Raw genomic sequence first — 15,683 nt, 5'->3', positions numbered from 1 at the left:
GGCGCTCGCTGCGGTCTAGGCCAAGTCCGCCAGCGCGGCGTGTGCGGCGTTGTAACCCGGAATGAACGTGATGCCCGGTCCCCCATGACATCCCGCGCTGCCGAGGTACAACCCGCGGACAGGGATGGGCTGATCGACGTACCCCGTCGGGCCGGGCCGATTCGGGCCCATCTGCTCCGGGTGGATCAGGCCGTGACAGTAGTCACCGCCGGGGGCACCGAACATGGTGCCCATGTGCTTCGGCGTGAACGTGGTGTGGCGGATGATCTTCGACTCGAAGTCGGGTGCCACCCTGGTGATCTTCTCGATGACCCGGCGACCCATCTCGGCCTTGCGGTGGCCGTAGCCCGTGTCACCTGCTGCCGAGCCCTCGACGGGGAACCACATCGAGAACGCCGAGACCGCGTGCTTTCCCGGGGGCGCGAGACCAGGATCGTGTACCGAGGGGAACTGCATGGCGATCGCCGGATCGGCGGGCACGATGCCGCGCCGGCAGTCCTGCCACTGCTGCTGCAGTTCCTCCGGGGTGCTGAACAGGCCGATGGCCGTTTGCATCTCGGGGTCGTTGAGCATCTCGTACGGTTCGGCGAAGGTCGGCATGCCGTCGAGCGCGAAGTGCATCTGCAGGTAGCTGCCGCGGTGGTCGATGCGCGCGTAGCGCTCGCGGACATCCGCCGACATGGCGGCCGGGTCGACGAGCGAGTTCACGGTGAGGTCGGGGGCGACGCCGGAGACCACCACTGCGGCGTGCACCGTCGTTCCGTCGTCGAGGCGGACCCCCGTCACGCGGCCGTCGGCGACGAGGATCTCGTCGACCTTGGTCCGCAACCGCAGTTCGCCGCCCCCGCCGACCAGCGTGTTGACGAGATGCGCGGTGAGCGTGCCGATTCCGCCCCTCAGCTTCTTCATCAGCTTGGCGTTCTCGTCGGGCACGGCCAGGCCGAACGCCAGCGCGGCGGCGCTGCCCGGCGTTGCCGGACCGCGGTAGGTGGTGTTGATGGCGAGGAAGGCCAGCATGCCGCGCAGTGCGCCGTGCTTCTCGGCGTCGGGGAGAAAGCGGTCCAGGACGTCGGTCACCGAGCCGAACAGCATGTCGGTGATCGCCGAGCGCTCGAATTCGTTGTTCGCGCAGGCGTACATCTCGTCGAGGGTCTTCGGTGGCGTGCCCGCCTCGAAGCGGCCGAGCGCGCGTGTCGGCGCCTGGCTCCAGGCCATCAGGCCTGCCATGCCGTTGACGGCCTCGGCGCCGTGAACGTCGTTGAGGTGGGTCAGCATTCGCATCGGGTCGCTGTAGTACACGACGGGCTCGTCGCCTATGCCCCGCAGGGAGACCGACATGACGTCGACGTCCACGGTGGGCAGGTCGTCGAGGCCGAGTTCGGCACTCACCTTCGCCGAGGTGGGGAATTGCAGCGAGCCGGCGATCTCGAATTCGTAGCCGTCGAACAACTCGACGGTCGACGCCATGCCGCCCGCGTAGAGCTTGGAGTCCACGCAGAGCGTTCGCAATCCCGCCCGTTGCAGGAGGGCGGCGGCGGCGAGTCCGTTGTGCCCCGCGCCGACGACGATCGCGTCGAAGTCCGTCATCGCACCGACGCTGACACGCTGCGGATGTTTTGTCAATATTGACGAAACTCAGCCAGCGGCGGTACCGAACCCGGCGGCCACCGAGTCCAAGGCCTTGCGGCACAGCCTGGCCAATTCGGGCAGCGATCGGTTCGGGTCGAGCATCCAGAATTCCATGGCGCCGAAGACCGCCGCGGCGACGCACCGGGCGGTGACCGTCACGCGTAGGCGGTCGTCGGTGCCCTCGCCCGGGGACTCGGTGCGGGTCAGGTACTCCTCGACGGCCTCGGCGAAGTCCGCCTCGACCTGCCGCACGTGGCGCACGATGCGGCCCGCGTCGAGTTCCTGGGTGCGCAGGTCGGCGATCTTCGCCACGGCCTCGACGTCGTACGGCGCCGCCATGACCGCGGCGTGGACGGAGTCGATCAGCGACTGCTCACCCGTCTGCTCGGCCAGGGCGGTGCGGAACCACTCGAGCCCGGCGTCGTAGTCGGCGAACAGCAGGTCGTGCTTGGAGGAGAAGTGACGGTAGAAGGTGCGCAGCGAGACGCCGGCGTCTGCGGAGATCTGTTCGGCCGAGGTGTCCTCGACGCCCTGGCCGAGGAATCGGACCAGCGCAGCCCTCCGCAGTGCGTCGCGCGTTCGCTCGCTGCGCGCCGTCTGCGCAGGCCGGACCATGTGGGTAACCTACCCGCTTCGATTCTCGGGCAGCGCAAGGCGAAGTGGCGCAGATCACGAGGGGTTTCGCATTCCGCACACGTGGAATTACTCCCCAGACACCACTGAGCAATTCCGCCTTGGATTCCAACCGAGGTCGAAAGGGGACCGATGACTGACGACAGTACTTCAGACCAGGCACGCAAGGGCCTACTCGACTCCGTGAAGGGCAAGGCGAAGGAGATCGCCGGAGCCGTCACGGGTAATGACTCCCTCACAGCAGAGGGCCAGCTCGAGCAAACTCAGGCTCAGGAGCGCAAGGAAGCCAACAGCGTCGAGGCCGTCGCCAAGGCCGAGGCCGACCAGGCACGCCAGCAGCAGGCCGAGGCGCAGAAGGAGAGCTTCGAGGCCCGCCGCGAAGTCGACGCCGAGACCACTGCGGTCAAGACCGAGGCGCGGGCACAGTCCGCAGCCCAGAAGCAGGCCGCAGAAGCTGCAGCGCAGCGCGATGCTGCGGCCCAGCGCACGCAGGCCGAGGCCGAGGCAGCGCGCAAGGCGGCGGTGGCCAAGGCCGCCGAGGACGCCAAGGTCGAGAATGCCGTCGACCAGGTGGACGGCGCCCTCGACGAGCATCAGCGAGCAGCGCGTGACGCCGCCGAACCCGAGGTCGAGGCGGCGCGGTTGCGGCGCGAGGCCGACGCACTGACCGACCAAGCCGACCTGCCGTGAGCAGCGACCCCAACAGGAGTTCATCAATGAAGATTCTCGAAATACCCTTCGCCGTTCTGCGTTTCCAGTACTCCCTTGCGCGACTTCCGTTGCAGCTGATCGAAGACCGCGTGGTCTCGCGCTGGGACTCCGAGGCACCCGCGCGTTTGTTCTACGAGCGCTCGCTGGGCTCGCTGGATTCCACCGTCGGGTCCGTGCTGGGCGACGCCGACCTCGCGGCACGCGGGTCGGCTTTGGTCGAGCGCAGCGAAACGCTGGGCCGCGCGGCCACTCTCGAGGCCGAGGCCGAGGCGAAGCGTCGCCAGGCCGATGAGCGGCTCGACGCGAAGCGCGAGCAGGCTCAGGAGCAGGCCGAGGATGCGCACGCCGAGAAGAACCGTCGCATGAGCGAAGCGCGTCAGTCCGCTGACGAGAAGAAGCGTGCGGCAACGCAGACCGCAGCCCAGCGGGCTGCCGCGGTCAAGAAGCAGGCCGACGAGGTCGCCGAGAAGCGCGTGCAGTCGGCTGAGAATGCACGTCGTGCGGAGACGTCGACGATCCGCGCCCAGGAGAAGGCCGTCACCAATGCCGCCGAGGCCAAGCGTGACGATGCGCGTGACAAGCGCACCGAGGCGGCGCAGAAGCGGGCCCAGGCAGACAAGGTCGAGAGCCTGGCCGACGCCGAGAAGGAAAAGCGGCAGGCCGAGCGCGCCAGCGACAAGTAGCACCGCACCACAGCTGAAAGGGCCGCCCGAGGTCATCGACTTCGGGCGGCCCTTTCGCGTTCTCTGGTGAAGTCGGTGGCCTAGAAGTCCACCAGCTTCTCGGCGATGTAGGCGTTGAGTTCCTCCGAGCTGCCGCTCAGCCGGGCCTTGACGTCGCGGGTGTCCTCGTCGGCGTGCACCTCGAACGCCCCGGTGACAACGCCGTCATACGCCTGGTCCACGACGCTGGCCGGGCTGACCTTGGGCATGTCCCAGCGTGTCGTCATCGGCGTGTCGACCATCCCGACGAGCAGGCCCGTGACGGTGGTGCCCTGCGGGGCGAGTTCACCCCGGAGCGCGTTGGTAGCCGACCACATCGCGGCCTTGGACGCGGCGTAGGCGGTGGGCAACGGCAACCACGCCGCCAGCGACAGGACGTTGAGCAGCGCGCCGCCACCGTTGGCGGCCAGTACGGGCGCGAAGGCCTTGGCCACCCGCAGGTTGCCGATGACGTTGGTCTCGAAGATGCGGCGCAGGACCTCCTCGTCGCCGGCGAGTACGGAGACGTCGTCGGCAGGTGCGATGGCGGCGTTGTTGACCACCAGGTCGACGTCGGACGCGGTGGCTGCAGCACTGGCGACCGATGCCGTGTCCGTCAGGTCCAGTGGCAGCGGCACGATGCGCTCGTCGTTCCACTGCCGAGGCCTGCGCGCGGAGGCGTAGACCCTGCGGGCACCCCGGTCGAGGGCCTGGCGCACGAACTCCTCCCCGAGCCCGCCGTTCGCTCCGGTCACCAGCACTGTCCGACCGTCGAGTCGCTCTGTCATCGTCACTCCTGCTGTAGGGTCGGGCATAAGTGGGGTTGGTCCCCAGATCAGTATGTGGGGACGCTCCCCACTTATGCAACCGATGGCGAGGTGACGGTGAACACGCACACGGCGCGTCCGCTTCGGGCCGACGCCAAACGCAACCGCGACGCGATCCTGCGCGCAGCACGCGCAGTCTTCGACACCGACGGGATCTTCGCCTCGCTCGACGGGATCGCCAGTGCCGCAGGCGTCGGCAACGCGACCCTCTACCGGAACTTCCCCACCCGCAACGATCTGCTTGCCGCCGTCATCGAGGACAGCATCGGCGACCTGCTTCGGGAGTCGGAAGCGCTCGAGCAAGAGATGGCCGCCGACGAGGCGCTCAAGGAGTGGCTGTTCCGGCTCGCCTGGGCCCTGCGCATCTGGCAGGAGTTGCCCACGTGCATCGCCACGACGATCGATGACGACGCCTCGCCGGTGCAGGACGTCTCGACACGTCTGACCGGCCGGACCCGCGACTTCCTGCACCGGGCGCGCGACCACGGTGCGGCATCCGGGACCGTTACGGCCGAGGAGCTGTTCCAACTCATCACGGCCGTGTCGTGGGGCATCGATCGCTTCGGCGACGACGCCGGGCGCGCACGCCATCGGGTCGGCTTCGCCACCGCGGGAGTGTTCCGAGCGGAGTGATCCGATTGGGCCCCGGGGAACGGGAATCGCACTGCTATGAAGTGGCCAGGGCCGGGATCGAACCGGCGACCTTCCGCTTTTCAGGCGGACGCTCGTACCAACTGAGCTACCTGGCCGGAAGGCAACCGACTCACACCGATGTGCCTCGCCAATGATGGCGACCCTGACGGGACTCGAACCCGCGACCTCCGCCGTGACAGGGCGGCGCGCTAACCAACTGCGCCACAGGGCCTTGCTCTTCCTGCGTTACTGCTGCTCCGACGTTACCGCCGTTGCGTCGTACCCCCAACGGGATTCGAACCCGTGCTACCGCCGTGAAAGGGCGGCGTCCTAGGCCGCTAAACGATGGGGGCCAAAGCCGAATCTCTTCGGGGTACTCCCGGCGCCGTGACGCTGGGAGCTTCGATAGCTTAGGGGATCGACACCCAAATCCTCAAACGAGGGTGGCCCAGTATCCTGACTTCCGCGCCCCTATAGCTCAGTTGGTAGAGCTACGGACTTTTAATCCGCAGGTCCCAGGTTCGAGCCCTGGTGGGGGCACCTCGCGAAAAACCGCTCAATCGTCGTCGCCCTTGGGCTTCTTCGGCTTGTCGTTCCCGTTCCCCTCGCGCCCGCGTCCCTCGGTCGGGATCGGCGCCGGCGCGAGCGACGACGTCGTCACCGGCGTCGTGGTGGTGGTCGTCATCGTGCGCGGCGTCGTGGTGGTCGGCGTCGTGGTGGCAGCGGGGCCCGGGGTGGCGGGAGAGGACCGGGTCGCCTCGACGATCACGAACACCAGCGCCAGGAGGACGGCCGCAGCGGCCGCTACGCCTGCCAGCACGCGCCGCCTGCGGTCCGGTGGCGGCGGTGGCAGTTCGGCGCCGGTCGTCAGCGGCAGCGGCGGGGCGGTCATCACGCGCGTCGCCGGCCGTACCGAGAGCAGCGCGGCCCGCATCTCCGCCGCGCTCGAGAACCGCTGGGACGGATCGGGCGCCATGGCGCGCTCGATGACAGTGGCCAGTCCGGCGTCGACGTCGGGGCGGACCGATTGCAGCGGAACCACGTCGTGTGCGGCGATCGCCCGCACCAGGGCAGCCGGCTCGCCCTGTGGGAACGGCATGACCCCGGTCAGCGCCTCGTAACCCATGGCGCCGACGGCATAGAGGTCGTCGGCGGGGGTGGCGGGCCTGCCGGCGATCCGCTCGGGGCTCAGATACGCCATGGTGCCGAAGATCTGGCCGGCGCGGGTCAGGCTGGTGCCGCCGGATTTCGCGATGCCGAAGTCGGCGAGCTTGGCCTGCCCCGTCTCGGCGAACAGCACGTTGGCAGGCTTCACGTCGCGGTGCAGGATGCCTGCCGCGTGCGCCGCACCCAGTCCCGCGAGGACGTCGGCCAGCACGCTGCGTACCCGCGGCACGGGCAACGGTCCCCTCGCGATCTCGTCGGCCAGCGACGCACCTGGCAGTTGCTCCATGACCAGGAATGGCACCCCGTGCGGTGGTTGCTCGCCGCTGTCGTGCACGACGACGATGTTCGGGTGGGCCAGTCCGGCGGCTGCCCTCGCCTCGAACTCGAAGCGCGTCCGGGAGTCCGGGTCGCCGAGCAGCGAGGGATGCAGCAGCTTGACGGCCACGGGCCGGTTGAGCCGGACGTCCCACGCGGAGTGCACCTCGGCCATGCCGCCACGGCCGAGGACGCCGCGCAGTTCGTATCGTCCCCCGATGAGTTCAGGGCTCGTCATCGGCTACACGGTAGCTGCTGACGCAGCGGGCCCTGCCGTCAGACGTTCGGGCAGTAGTGCATCGGGTTGCCCCGCTCCTGCAGCGGCGGCAGGTTCCGCGCCGGGGTTTCCGGGGGCGGCGCGTCAGCCGGGAGGCGGCCGTTGGCGCGGTCCCAGCCCGCGCGCGCACGGGGATGCATGCGGACCCGCTCGGGCAGTAGCGCGAAAACCCGGCCCACCGCATTGCCGAGGCGGCGGTGCAGCCACTCGTCTCGCGCGGTCCACTCGTAGCCCATCAGCTCGCGCACGGGCGGGTCGTAGAGCCCGACGGTGAACCAGACGAAGAACCGCGCGACCAGCGGCCGCTGCAGCTTCCACATCCAGTCGGGCAGCTTGTCCGCGAACGGCGGCTTGGGCAACTCACTGAGGTCGAGGACGGCCCGCGCGGCGTAGTTGTTCTCCAAGACGTTGCGGCACATGTGATCCCAGTACTCCTGGAAGTCCTCCCAGGTCTCGGGGACCGGCCGCGTGCTCATGCCGTACATGGCGTACCACGCCTTGTGCTCCTCGAACAGCTGCCGCTTCTGCGCCTCGGTGAGCCCGCCGCAGAAGCGCTCGGCGACGATCAGCGTGCCGACGAAGAACGTCGAGTGCGCCCAGTAGAAGACGTCCGGGTTCAGTGCGTGATAGCGCCGCCCCTGGGCGTCGACGCCCTTGATGTCGACGTGATAGTCGCGGACCTCGGCACCGGTGCGCGGCGACCTGTCGCCGTCGAAGACCACGCCGCCGATCGGGTACAGCGACCGCAGCAGACGCTGCCAGCGCTCGATGAAGAACGTGGAGTGCTCCTCGACGGCGGCGCCGAGCTGGGGGTGCATGTTCTGCATGGAGCCGGCCCACGGCCCCTGCAGCAGGCCCCGCCAGTCGCCGAAGTACTTCCACGTCAGCGAGTCGGGTCCCAGCGGTGCCGGCGGTGCGTCGTACCCACCCGGGGCGACGGGGCAGCCGACGGCGAGGTCGGCACTGGTGACCGGGCACGACGGGGACGTATCTTGTGTCACTGGCGGCATCTCCTGGAACTCAGACGGACAATCTGACTACAAGCGTTGTCATCCATGAGCTTAGGAGGGATGTGACGTCCGGTCAACGGCGCAGCCAATGGTCTGGTGTACCCCTACGGGACCGCCAGGCGCTGCGTCGCGACAAACTCGTCGCCGCAGGCGTCGCGCTACTCGGCGGCGCGACCGGTCCCGCGCTGACCGTCAGAGCGGTCTGCAAGGAGGCCGGCCTGACGGAGCGCTACTTCTACGAGAGCTTCAGCGACCGCGACGAATTCGTTCGCGCGGTGTACGACGACGTATGCAGCACGGCCATGTCGGCCCTGACGTCGTCGACCACGCCGCGCGACGCCGTCGAACGGTTCGTGACGCTGATGGTCGACGATCCGGCGCGAGGCCGCGTCCTACTGATCGCACCTGAGCGCGAACCCGTGCTCGCGCGATCCGGCGCGGAGTGGATGCCGACGTTCATCGACCTGCTGCAGCACAAGCTGACCCGCATCACCGACCCGGGCGTCCAGGCCATGGTCGCGACCGGCCTGGTGGGCGCCTTGACGGCGCTCTTCACCGCCTACCTCAACGGCAGGCTCGCGACGACCCGGGAGCAGTTCATCGACTACTGCGTCGACATGCTGCTCAGCCGGGCGTCGACCGCCTGAGGGGACTAGCCCTCGGGGAGCGAGATGGTCGCGCCGGGCGTCTCACCGGCGTCGGCAAGCTGATCCTGCTCATTCTGCGCCGCTTCGGCCTCGAGTTCGGCGGCCCGGGTCTCGCGACCCACGGCACTCGCCATCGAGTTGCCGGGCGTGGTCGCGGACGCTACGCCCGCGTTGCAGTTCAAGTAGAACTGCACGGTGTCCTCGACACCCGCGCCGTCGATCGCGCTCGTGAACGGCGCGTCCTGCGAACGCACCACGAGGCAGTCGTCCTGGCTGACCTTGTCGCCCACGCGGCTCGCCACCACGACCGACAGACCGTTGTCACTCGCAGCGGACGACGCGTCGGCGTAGGACTGACCCGCGTAGTCGTCGGCGGCTGCGACACCGGTGCCCAGCACCGCCGAGATCGCGAACGCGCATGCCGCGCCCGAACCAATAACGATGAGCTTCTTCACGTGTGCCCTATCTGCAGTCGAAAACTTGCCCGCCCGCGGGGATAGTACCTCCGCCAGGACGGGTGCGCACGACCAGTCGACAACTGAAGAATAGGGCCCTCAGCAGCGTTTACCCGACGTCTACTCGCCGGCTACCTGAGCGTCTTCGCCGGCGAGTTCGGCCGCCTCGGCCTGCTGCTGCGCGGCCGCCTGCTGGGCCTCGCGCTGCTCCTTTGCTGCGAGGTCGGCCTCGTACATCTTCCGACCGGTCGGGCTCTGCAAGGAGTAGCCCGGCCACAGCGCGGTTCCATACTTTGCGTAGCAATTGAGGTTGACGTTCATGACGCCGCCCTTGGACTCACCGAAGCCGTCGATGCTCGAGGCCGGCGTGGCGCTCGTCACGATGCACTCGTTCCAGTCCTTGCGGTCTCCGACTGTGGTCGCGACCTGAGCGCTCATGCCCTGCTGGCTCAGCGCGGCCTTCGCATCGGCAAACGTCTGACCGACGACGGCATCGTCGGCACTGGCAACGCCGGTGCCCAGCAACCCCACAGAAACGGCCGCCGCCGCGAAGGCGCCGGCACCGAGGACCAAGAGATTCTTCACGTCGGTCGGGACCTTTCGTCACGCCTGGGCCGGCGGGGGTTTTGCTGGACGGGGTTCGTCTGCCACGGATCGTACCGCCCGCGACGAGGTTTGGGTGTCAGCCCTGCAACACCCGTCACACTCGGGTCACGGCGCTTGAATGTCACCGGGGTACACAGATATATTGAGTGCAACCACCGGGTACAGATAACTGCGAGGGCTCATCCCCCGTGACGCGAGGAGTACATAGGCATATGTCGAACGATTTGACCGACCTGCACCTGCTGCGCGAACTGGAACCGGTCGTCGAGAAGAACATCAACCGGCACCTGTCCATGCGCAAGGACTGGAATCCGCACGACTACATCCCGTGGTCCGACGGCAAGAACTTCTACGCGCTCGGCGGGCAGGAATGGAGCCCCGAGCAGTCGAAGCTGTCCGACATCGCCCAGACCGCCATGGTGCAGAACCTCCTCACCGAGGACAACCTGCCGTCCTACCACCGCGAGATCGCGATGAACTTCAGCATGGACGGCCCCTGGGGCTGGTGGGTCAACCGCTGGACCGCCGAGGAGAACCGGCACGGCATCGCCCTGCGCGACTACCTCATCGTCACCCGCGCGATCGACCCGGTCGAACTCGAGACCATCCGGCTCGAGCAGGTCACCCGTGGCTTCAGCCCCGGCCAGCACGGCCAGGGCGACATGTTCGCCGAGAGCCTGTTCGACTCCGTCATCTACGTGACGTTCCAGGAACTCGCCACGCGCGTCTCGCACCGCAACACCGGCAAGGCGTGCAACGAGACCGTCGCCGACCAACTGCTGGCCCGCGTCTCCGCCGACGAGAACCTGCACATGATCTTCTACCGCGACGTCTCGGCCGCCGGTCTCGACATCGCGCCCAACCAGGCGATGAAGTCGCTGCACCGGGTGCTGCGCAACTTCAAGATGCCCGGGTACACCGTGCCGGAGTTCCGGCGCCGCGCCGTCACCATCGCCGTCGGCGGTGTGTACGACCCGCGGATTCACCTCGACGACGTCGTGATGCCCGTCCTGAAGAAGTGGCGCATCTTCGAGCGCGAGGACTTCACCGGCGAGGCCGCCGAGATGCGCGACGACCTCGGCGTGCTGATCGAGGAACTCGAGGACGCCTGCGAGAAGTTCGAGACGGCCAAGCAGCGCCGGCTCGAGCGCGAGCGTCAGGTCGCCGAGAAGAAGGCCCGCAAGAACCTCCTGGTGGGATCATCGTCCTCGTAAGCCCCCTCCCAGACACGGACACGGCCCGATCCGCACACTTCGTTCCCCCGAGTCGCTTCGCTCCTGCCCCCGGGCTGAAGGTCGGGCCGTTCGCCTTGCGCAGCCCCGTCGTGCTGGCGCCGATGGCCGGCGTCACGAACGTCGCGTTCCGCACCCTGTGCCGCGAACTCGAACTGGCCCGCGAGGGCACCGTCAGCGGCCTCTACGTGTGCGAGATGGTCACCGCCCGCGCGCTCGTGGAACGTCATCCGGTCACGATGCACATGACGACGTTCGCGCCGGACGAGTCACCGCGCTCACTGCAGCTCTACAGCGTCGACCCGGTGAACACCTACGCGGCGGCGAAGATGATCGCCGACGAGGGGCTTGCCGACCACATCGACATGAACTTCGGCTGCCCGGTGCCCAAGGTCACCCGCAGGGGCGGCGGCGCGGCACTGCCGTACAAGCGCAAGCTGTTCGGCGAGATCGTCGCCGCGGCGGTACGCGCCACCGAGGGCACCGACATCCCCGTCACCGTGAAGTTCCGCATCGGCATCGACGACGCGCACCACACCCATCTCGACGCGGGCCGGATCGCCGCCGAGGAAGGTGCGGCCGCGGTGGCCCTGCACGCCCGCACGGCCGCCCAGCGCTACTCGGGAACGGCCGACTGGGAGCAGATCGCCGAACTCAAGCAGCACGTCACCTCGATACCCGTGCTGGGCAACGGCGACATCTTCGACGCCGGCGACGCGATCGCGATGATGGACGCCACCGGATGCGACGGCGTGGTCATCGGCCGCGGTTGCCTCGGCAGGCCGTGGCTGTTCGCCGAGCTGTCCGCGGCCTTCGCCGGGCGACCGATCAAGACGCCGCCCACCCTCGGCGAGGTCAGCCGGATCATCCGCCGCCACGGCGAACTCCTCACCGACCACTTCGGCGAGGACAAGGCGATGCGCGACATCCGCAAGCACGTCGCGTGGTACCTGCACGGGTTCCCCGCCGGCGCAGACCTGCGTCGCGGGTTGGCGCTGGTCAAGACGCTCTCCGAACTCGACGACCTGCTGGCCCAACTCGACCCGGACGTCCCGTTCCCCCGTGCGGCCGAGGGGCCACGCGGCCGGCAGGGGTCCGCTGCGTCGGTGTCGCTACCCGATGGCTGGCTCGACGATCCGGACGACTGCACGGTGCCCACGGCGGCCGACGTCATGCATTCCGGCGGCTAGGCGAGACGTCTCACGAGATGCCGTCGAGACCGCACCGACGCTGCACTGTCACGTCCGCTGACTGGCCCGTTCTCAGGATGTCTCAGTACGATGGGAGTCCATCGTGAAGGGCTCCAACTAGCGGAGCCGTCATCGTGCTGCTACAAGACTAGTGAGCACGAAATTCGAAACGTCTCGACAGAGGCGAGTACGAGCGCTCGGGTGAACGAGCGTCGATCAGAGTCGGAGGCCACCGGGACATGAGTGACGGCGACAACGCCACTCCCGGCCGTCCGCGTCCTGACGGGTCGAGCGACGACAGTCAATGGCTTACCCGATCGACCCGTCCGACGCCAGGCGCCGCGCCGTGGGAGCGGGGAGCGAGTCCCGTGCCACGGCCGAGCGAGCCCGACGAGGACCCCGCCGAGGGAGAGTTCGACCCTCCCGCGGGCAACCACACCGACGGCGTCGTCACCGTCGCCGACCTGATCGCCAAGGTCGCCGGTACGGCTCCCCCGGCCAAGCGCGAGGAGCGCCGCCGACGCCGCGCCCGCGAGGATCCCGAGCCGGAACCCGATCCCGAGGACGGACCGGCACTCGAAACCGAACCGGAACCCGAGCCCGAACCGGCGCCCGTGTTGGCCTTCGGCGCCTTTGAGGCCGATCCGAAGACCGACATCCTCCCCGCCTACGCCTCGCATGCCTCCGAACTACCGGTGCTGACCGGCAAGTCCAAGCCTGCCGCTGCGCCCGAACGCATCGGCGAGACCCGCGTCATCCCTGCCGTTCGGGATCACCGGCGGCGGCGGTCGGCCATGGTCGTCGGACGCGTCGCAGCGGCCCTGATCGCCGTGTTCGCACTCGCGCTCACCGGATCGGCGTGGCAGTGGCAGTCGATGAAGAACCGCAGCCTCAACAAGGTGTCGGCGCTCGACCCCAACTCGCGCGACATCCTCGACCCGAACGCACAGTTCGGCGACGAGAACTTCTTGATCGTCGGAACCGACACCCGCCTCGGCGTCAACAGCGAGCTGGGTGCGGGCACCACCGACGACGCCGACGGCGCGCGATCCGACACGATCATGATGGTCAACATCCCCGCGGACCGGAAACGCGTCGTCGCGGTGTCCTTCCCACGCGACCTCGCGATCACGCCACAGGAGTGCGAGCCGTGGAACCCCGAGACCCGCGCCTACGGGCCGATCACCGACGAAGAGTCCCCGATGTACGGCCTCGAAGAGGTCTACACGGAGACCAAGCTCAACTCGGCATACGCCGTCGGTGGGCCGAAGTGTCTGGTCAAGGTCATTCAGAAGCTGTCTGGCCTGTCGATCAACCGCTTCATGGCCGTCGACTTCGCCGGCTTCTCGAAGATGGTCGACGCGCTCGGCGGCGTCGAGGTCTGCAGCACCACCCCGCTCGAAGACTACGAACTCGGCACGGTCCTGCCGACCGCCGGCCGCCAGATGGTCGACGGCCACACTGCCCTGCAGTACGTGCGCGCTCGGCAGGTCACCACCGAGACCAACGGCGACTACGGCCGGATCAAGCGCCAGCAGCTGTTCCTGTCGTCGCTGCTGCGCTCCCTGATATCTAGGGACACGTTCTTCTCGCTGAGCAAGCTCAACAACGTCGTCAACATGTTCATCGCCGACAGCTACGTCGACAACATCGACACCAAGGACCTCGTCGACCTCGGGCAGTCGGTGCAGGGCGTCAACGCGGGACGGATCACGTTCGTGACGGTGCCCACCGTCGGCTACGCCGACGAGTACGGCAACGAGACACCCCGCATGGACGACATGCGCGCGTTGTTCGACGCGATCATCAACGACGATCCGCTGCCCGAGGAGAAGCCCGCCGACGACGCCCCGCCGTCGGAGACGCAGAGCAGCGCCGAATCCGATCCCAACGGCGCCGAGCCGGAGAGCGCCGACGAGATGGTCGAGGCCGTCGCCACCGACCCCACCGCGATCACCGTGCGGGTGTCGAACTCCACCGGCGAGGACGGGTTGGCCACGACCGCAGCGACCGAGCTACAGAACCACGGGTTCAACACCGTCGAACCGGACGACTACCCGGGTCCGCTCGACAACACGACCGTGTTCTTCTCGGCAGGCAATGAGGAGGCCGCCGCGACGGTCGCCTCATCGTTCTCCAGTCCCACCATCGAGCGCGTGTCCGGCATGGGCAGTGAGATCCGCGTGGTCCTCGGATCGGACTTCGCCTCCGTGGCACCGCCCACCCCGAGCGGCCTGCCGGTGCAGGTGCGGGTCCTCAAGGACTCGAGCACTGAGCCCACCCACCTCCCCGAGGACCTGACGGTCACCAACGCCGCCGACACCACCTGCGAGTGACGAAGCGCGGGGACGCCATTCACCGCACGTTCACCTGCAGCGTCGTGACGTTTCACCAGTTCGGAACGTAGGCTGGCCTCCATGCGTACCGCGTACCACGAGCAATTGGCTGCCCTGTCGGATCAGCTCGGCGAGATGTGCGGCCTTGCCGGCGCCGCCATGGAGCGTTCGACCCAGGCCTTGCTGCAGGCCGACTTGGCGCTGGCCGAACAGGTGATCACCGACCACGAACAAATCAGTGCGCTGAGCGTGAGCGCCGAGGAGTCCGCATTCGTGCTGCTTGCCCTGCAGGCACCGGTTGCTGGCGATCTCCGCTCGATCGTCAGCGCGATCCAGATCGTCGCCGACCTCGACCGCATGGGAGCACTCGCGCTGCACGTCGCGAAGATCGCCCGGCGCCGCCACCCGCAGCACGCGCTGCCGGAGGAGGTCAATGGCTATTTCGCCGAAATGGGCCGGGTCGCAGTCGAACTGAGCAGCAGCGCCCAAGAGGTCCTGCTCACTCGCGACCCGGAGAAGGCCGCCCGCATCCGCGAAGAAGACGATGCGATGGACGACCTGCACCGCCACCTATTCAACGTGCTGATGGACCGCGAGTGGAAGCACGGCGTGACCGCGGCAGTCGACGTGACGTTGCTGAGCCGCTTCTACGAGCGCTTCGCCGATCACGCCGTCGAGGTCGCCCGCCGGGTCATTTTCCAGGTCACCGGGCAGTTCCCGGCCGAAGATGAAGTCCCGACGCCGCTCTAGGGCACCAGCCTGACGCCCACCTTGCGGGCCGTCGAGAGGTCTCGGAGCACCTTGGCGATGACCTCGAGTTCAGAATTCTCGTACCTCCGTAGGAACTCGCCGACGCCGTCGGCCATCTCTTCGTGCATCGCGGTGTGCGCTGCCACCACGAGTTCGCCGTCGTCCGACAACGCGAGTTCGATCTCCTTGCGGTTGCCTGGGATCGGCCTGCGTACCACCAGCCCCGCCTCGACCAGCCGCTGCACGTGCTTGGACACCGTGCCCTTGAGTTGCCCCGAGCGCGCGGCCAGCCCGACCACGCCCGTCGCGCCGTCGGCGAGGTGTGCCAGCAGGTGCATGGTCAGGGTGGGAAGCGAGCGCAACGCCCCCTCGAGGCGGGGCGGGCAGCGCTCGACCATGTAGTCCCGTTCGGCGTCGCCGTCCTCGTCTGGCTCCAGCTTGTCCTTCACCGCGATCAGCAGCTCGTTGACGTCCGCCACCAGCGCCGACTTGGTTTTCATGGAAACCATCTTGTCAGCCCGCCCCTACCGCCGTACATTGTTTCCATAGAAACCGTTGCTACGG

At 68.1% G+C, this 15,683-nt stretch carries 16 protein-coding genes and 4 tRNA genes; 9 read left to right on the top strand and 11 right to left on the bottom strand.

Features of this window, described 5'->3' with window-relative positions:
* Positions 1-15 precede the first annotated feature (15 nt).
* Together LOK44_RS07600 and LOK44_RS07595 are read right to left on the bottom strand one after the other, a co-directional pair.
* On the bottom strand, positions 16-1,587 hold the full coding sequence (locus LOK44_RS07600; RefSeq protein WP_237569376.1) for a phytoene desaturase family protein: 1,572 nt from the start codon (positions 1,585-1,587) through the stop codon (positions 16-18).
* 48 nt (positions 1,588-1,635) lie between these two features.
* Positions 1,636-2,244 carry a TetR/AcrR family transcriptional regulator gene (locus LOK44_RS07595; protein WP_237569375.1) on the bottom strand — a complete coding sequence of 203 codons (609 nt, stop codon included), beginning with the start codon at positions 2,242-2,244 and terminating at the stop codon, positions 1,636-1,638.
* A 150-nt stretch (positions 2,245-2,394) separates the two neighbouring features.
* On the opposite strand from LOK44_RS07595, the gene LOK44_RS07590 reads away from it, so the two are divergent.
* Positions 2,395-2,952, top strand: coding sequence for a CsbD family protein (locus LOK44_RS07590; RefSeq protein ID WP_237569374.1), 558 nt, complete (start codon positions 2,395-2,397; stop codon positions 2,950-2,952).
* Positions 2,949-3,656 carry an IF2 family translation initiation factor gene (locus tag LOK44_RS07585; RefSeq protein WP_372481201.1) on the top strand — a complete coding sequence of 236 codons (708 nt, stop codon included), beginning with the start codon at positions 2,949-2,951 and terminating at the stop codon, positions 3,654-3,656. Before LOK44_RS07590 ends, LOK44_RS07585 begins: the two co-directional genes overlap by 4 nt.
* An 80-nt stretch (positions 3,657-3,736) precedes the next feature.
* On the opposite strand, the gene LOK44_RS07580 is transcribed toward LOK44_RS07585, so the two are convergent.
* Complete coding sequence (locus LOK44_RS07580; protein ID WP_237569373.1) at positions 3,737-4,462, bottom strand: SDR family oxidoreductase; 726 nt, start codon at positions 4,460-4,462, stop codon at positions 3,737-3,739.
* A 96-nt stretch (positions 4,463-4,558) separates the two neighbouring features.
* Here LOK44_RS07580 and LOK44_RS07575 point away from each other — a divergent pair, with 96 nt between their 5' ends.
* Positions 4,559-5,134, top strand: coding sequence for a TetR/AcrR family transcriptional regulator (locus LOK44_RS07575; protein WP_237569372.1), 576 nt, complete (start codon positions 4,559-4,561; stop codon positions 5,132-5,134).
* Between the two features lie 42 nt (positions 5,135-5,176).
* Here LOK44_RS07575 and LOK44_RS07570 read toward each other — a convergent pair.
* The 3 genes from LOK44_RS07570 to LOK44_RS07560 all read right to left on the bottom strand — a co-directional run bounded on the left by LOK44_RS07570 (position 5,177) and on the right by LOK44_RS07560 (position 5,487).
* Positions 5,177-5,250 (bottom strand) — tRNA-Phe (locus tag LOK44_RS07570).
* Positions 5,251-5,289: 39 nt separating this feature from the next.
* A tRNA-Asp gene (locus tag LOK44_RS07565) sits at positions 5,290-5,366 on the bottom strand.
* A 48-nt stretch (positions 5,367-5,414) separates the two neighbouring features.
* Positions 5,415-5,487, bottom strand: a tRNA-Glu gene (locus LOK44_RS07560).
* 114 nt (positions 5,488-5,601) lie between these two features.
* On the opposite strand from LOK44_RS07560, the gene LOK44_RS07555 reads away from it, so the two are divergent.
* Positions 5,602-5,674, top strand: a tRNA-Lys gene (locus LOK44_RS07555).
* Between the two features lie 16 nt (positions 5,675-5,690).
* Here LOK44_RS07555 and LOK44_RS07550 read toward each other — a convergent pair.
* Both LOK44_RS07550 and LOK44_RS07545 read right to left on the bottom strand, forming a co-directional pair.
* Positions 5,691-6,854, bottom strand: coding sequence for a serine/threonine-protein kinase (locus LOK44_RS07550; RefSeq protein WP_237569371.1), 1,164 nt, complete (start codon positions 6,852-6,854; stop codon positions 5,691-5,693).
* A gap of 38 nt (positions 6,855-6,892) precedes the next feature.
* Positions 6,893-7,894: an oxygenase MpaB family protein gene (locus LOK44_RS07545; RefSeq protein WP_372481200.1), complete on the bottom strand. Its 1,002-nt coding sequence runs from the start codon at positions 7,892-7,894 to the stop codon at positions 6,893-6,895.
* Between the two features lie 71 nt (positions 7,895-7,965).
* Here LOK44_RS07545 and LOK44_RS07540 point away from each other — a divergent pair, with 71 nt between their 5' ends.
* A complete protein-coding gene (locus LOK44_RS07540) occupies positions 7,966-8,550 on the top strand; it encodes a TetR/AcrR family transcriptional regulator (protein ID WP_237569369.1) in 585 nt (194 codons plus the stop codon).
* Positions 8,551-8,555: 5 nt separating this feature from the next.
* On the opposite strand, the gene LOK44_RS07535 is transcribed toward LOK44_RS07540, so the two are convergent.
* On the bottom strand, positions 8,556-9,005 hold the full coding sequence (locus LOK44_RS07535; protein ID WP_237569368.1) for a hypothetical protein: 450 nt from the start codon (positions 9,003-9,005) through the stop codon (positions 8,556-8,558).
* A 120-nt stretch (positions 9,006-9,125) separates the two neighbouring features.
* Positions 9,126-9,590 (bottom strand): hypothetical protein, encoded by a 465-nt coding sequence (locus LOK44_RS07530; RefSeq protein WP_237569367.1) that lies wholly within the window; start codon positions 9,588-9,590, stop codon positions 9,126-9,128.
* Positions 9,591-9,823: 233 nt separating this feature from the next.
* Between LOK44_RS07530 and LOK44_RS07525 the strand changes: the two genes are divergently transcribed.
* The 4 genes from LOK44_RS07525 to phoU all read left to right on the top strand — a co-directional run bounded on the left by LOK44_RS07525 (position 9,824) and on the right by phoU (position 15,119).
* Entirely contained in the window at positions 9,824-10,825 is a 1,002-nt protein-coding gene (locus tag LOK44_RS07525; protein ID WP_237569366.1) for an acyl-ACP desaturase, read from the top strand.
* Between the two features lie 74 nt (positions 10,826-10,899).
* A complete protein-coding gene (dusB, locus tag LOK44_RS07520) occupies positions 10,900-12,033 on the top strand; it encodes a tRNA dihydrouridine synthase DusB (RefSeq protein ID WP_237569781.1) in 1,134 nt (377 codons plus the stop codon).
* Between the two features lie 239 nt (positions 12,034-12,272).
* A complete protein-coding gene (locus tag LOK44_RS07515; protein WP_237569365.1) occupies positions 12,273-14,369 on the top strand; it encodes an LCP family protein in 2,097 nt (698 codons plus the stop codon).
* An 81-nt stretch (positions 14,370-14,450) separates the two neighbouring features.
* Entirely contained in the window at positions 14,451-15,119 is a 669-nt protein-coding gene (gene phoU / locus LOK44_RS07510) for a phosphate signaling complex protein PhoU (RefSeq protein ID WP_237569364.1), read from the top strand.
* On the opposite strand, the gene LOK44_RS07505 is transcribed toward phoU, so the two are convergent.
* Positions 15,116-15,619 (bottom strand): MarR family winged helix-turn-helix transcriptional regulator, encoded by a 504-nt coding sequence (locus LOK44_RS07505; protein ID WP_237569363.1) that lies wholly within the window; start codon positions 15,617-15,619, stop codon positions 15,116-15,118. The genes phoU and LOK44_RS07505 overlap by 4 nt on opposite strands.
* Positions 15,620-15,683 lie beyond the last annotated feature (64 nt).

This window comes from Mycolicibacterium lacusdiani (assembly GCF_021916785.1).
Lineage (GTDB): Bacteria > Actinomycetota > Actinomycetes > Mycobacteriales > Mycobacteriaceae > Mycobacterium > Mycobacterium lacusdiani.
The sequence above is the reverse complement of the archived record's forward strand: the minus strand, read 5'-3'. Positions and strand labels throughout refer to the sequence as shown.

Bases quoted from the DNA above. Each gene is read 5' to 3' on its own strand.
- LOK44_RS07600 (WP_237569376.1), bottom strand. From the start codon at position 1,587: ATGACGGACTTCGACGCGATCGTCGTCGGCGCGGGGCACAACGGACTC.
- LOK44_RS07595 (WP_237569375.1), bottom strand. From the start codon at position 2,244: ATGGTCCGGCCTGCGCAGACGGCGCGCAGCGAGCGAACGCGCGACGCA.
- LOK44_RS07590 (WP_237569374.1), top strand. From the start codon at position 2,395: ATGACTGACGACAGTACTTCAGACCAGGCACGCAAGGGCCTACTCGAC.
- LOK44_RS07580 (WP_237569373.1), bottom strand. From the start codon at position 4,462: ATGACAGAGCGACTCGACGGTCGGACAGTGCTGGTGACCGGAGCGAAC.
- LOK44_RS07550 (WP_237569371.1), bottom strand. From the start codon at position 6,854: ATGACGAGCCCTGAACTCATCGGGGGACGATACGAACTGCGCGGCGTC.
- LOK44_RS07525 (WP_237569366.1), top strand. From the start codon at position 9,824: ATGTCGAACGATTTGACCGACCTGCACCTGCTGCGCGAACTGGAACCG.
- LOK44_RS07515 (WP_237569365.1), top strand. From the start codon at position 12,273: ATGAGTGACGGCGACAACGCCACTCCCGGCCGTCCGCGTCCTGACGGG.
- phoU (WP_237569364.1), top strand. From the start codon at position 14,451: ATGCGTACCGCGTACCACGAGCAATTGGCTGCCCTGTCGGATCAGCTC.
- LOK44_RS07505 (WP_237569363.1), bottom strand. From the start codon at position 15,619: ATGAAAACCAAGTCGGCGCTGGTGGCGGACGTCAACGAGCTGCTGATC.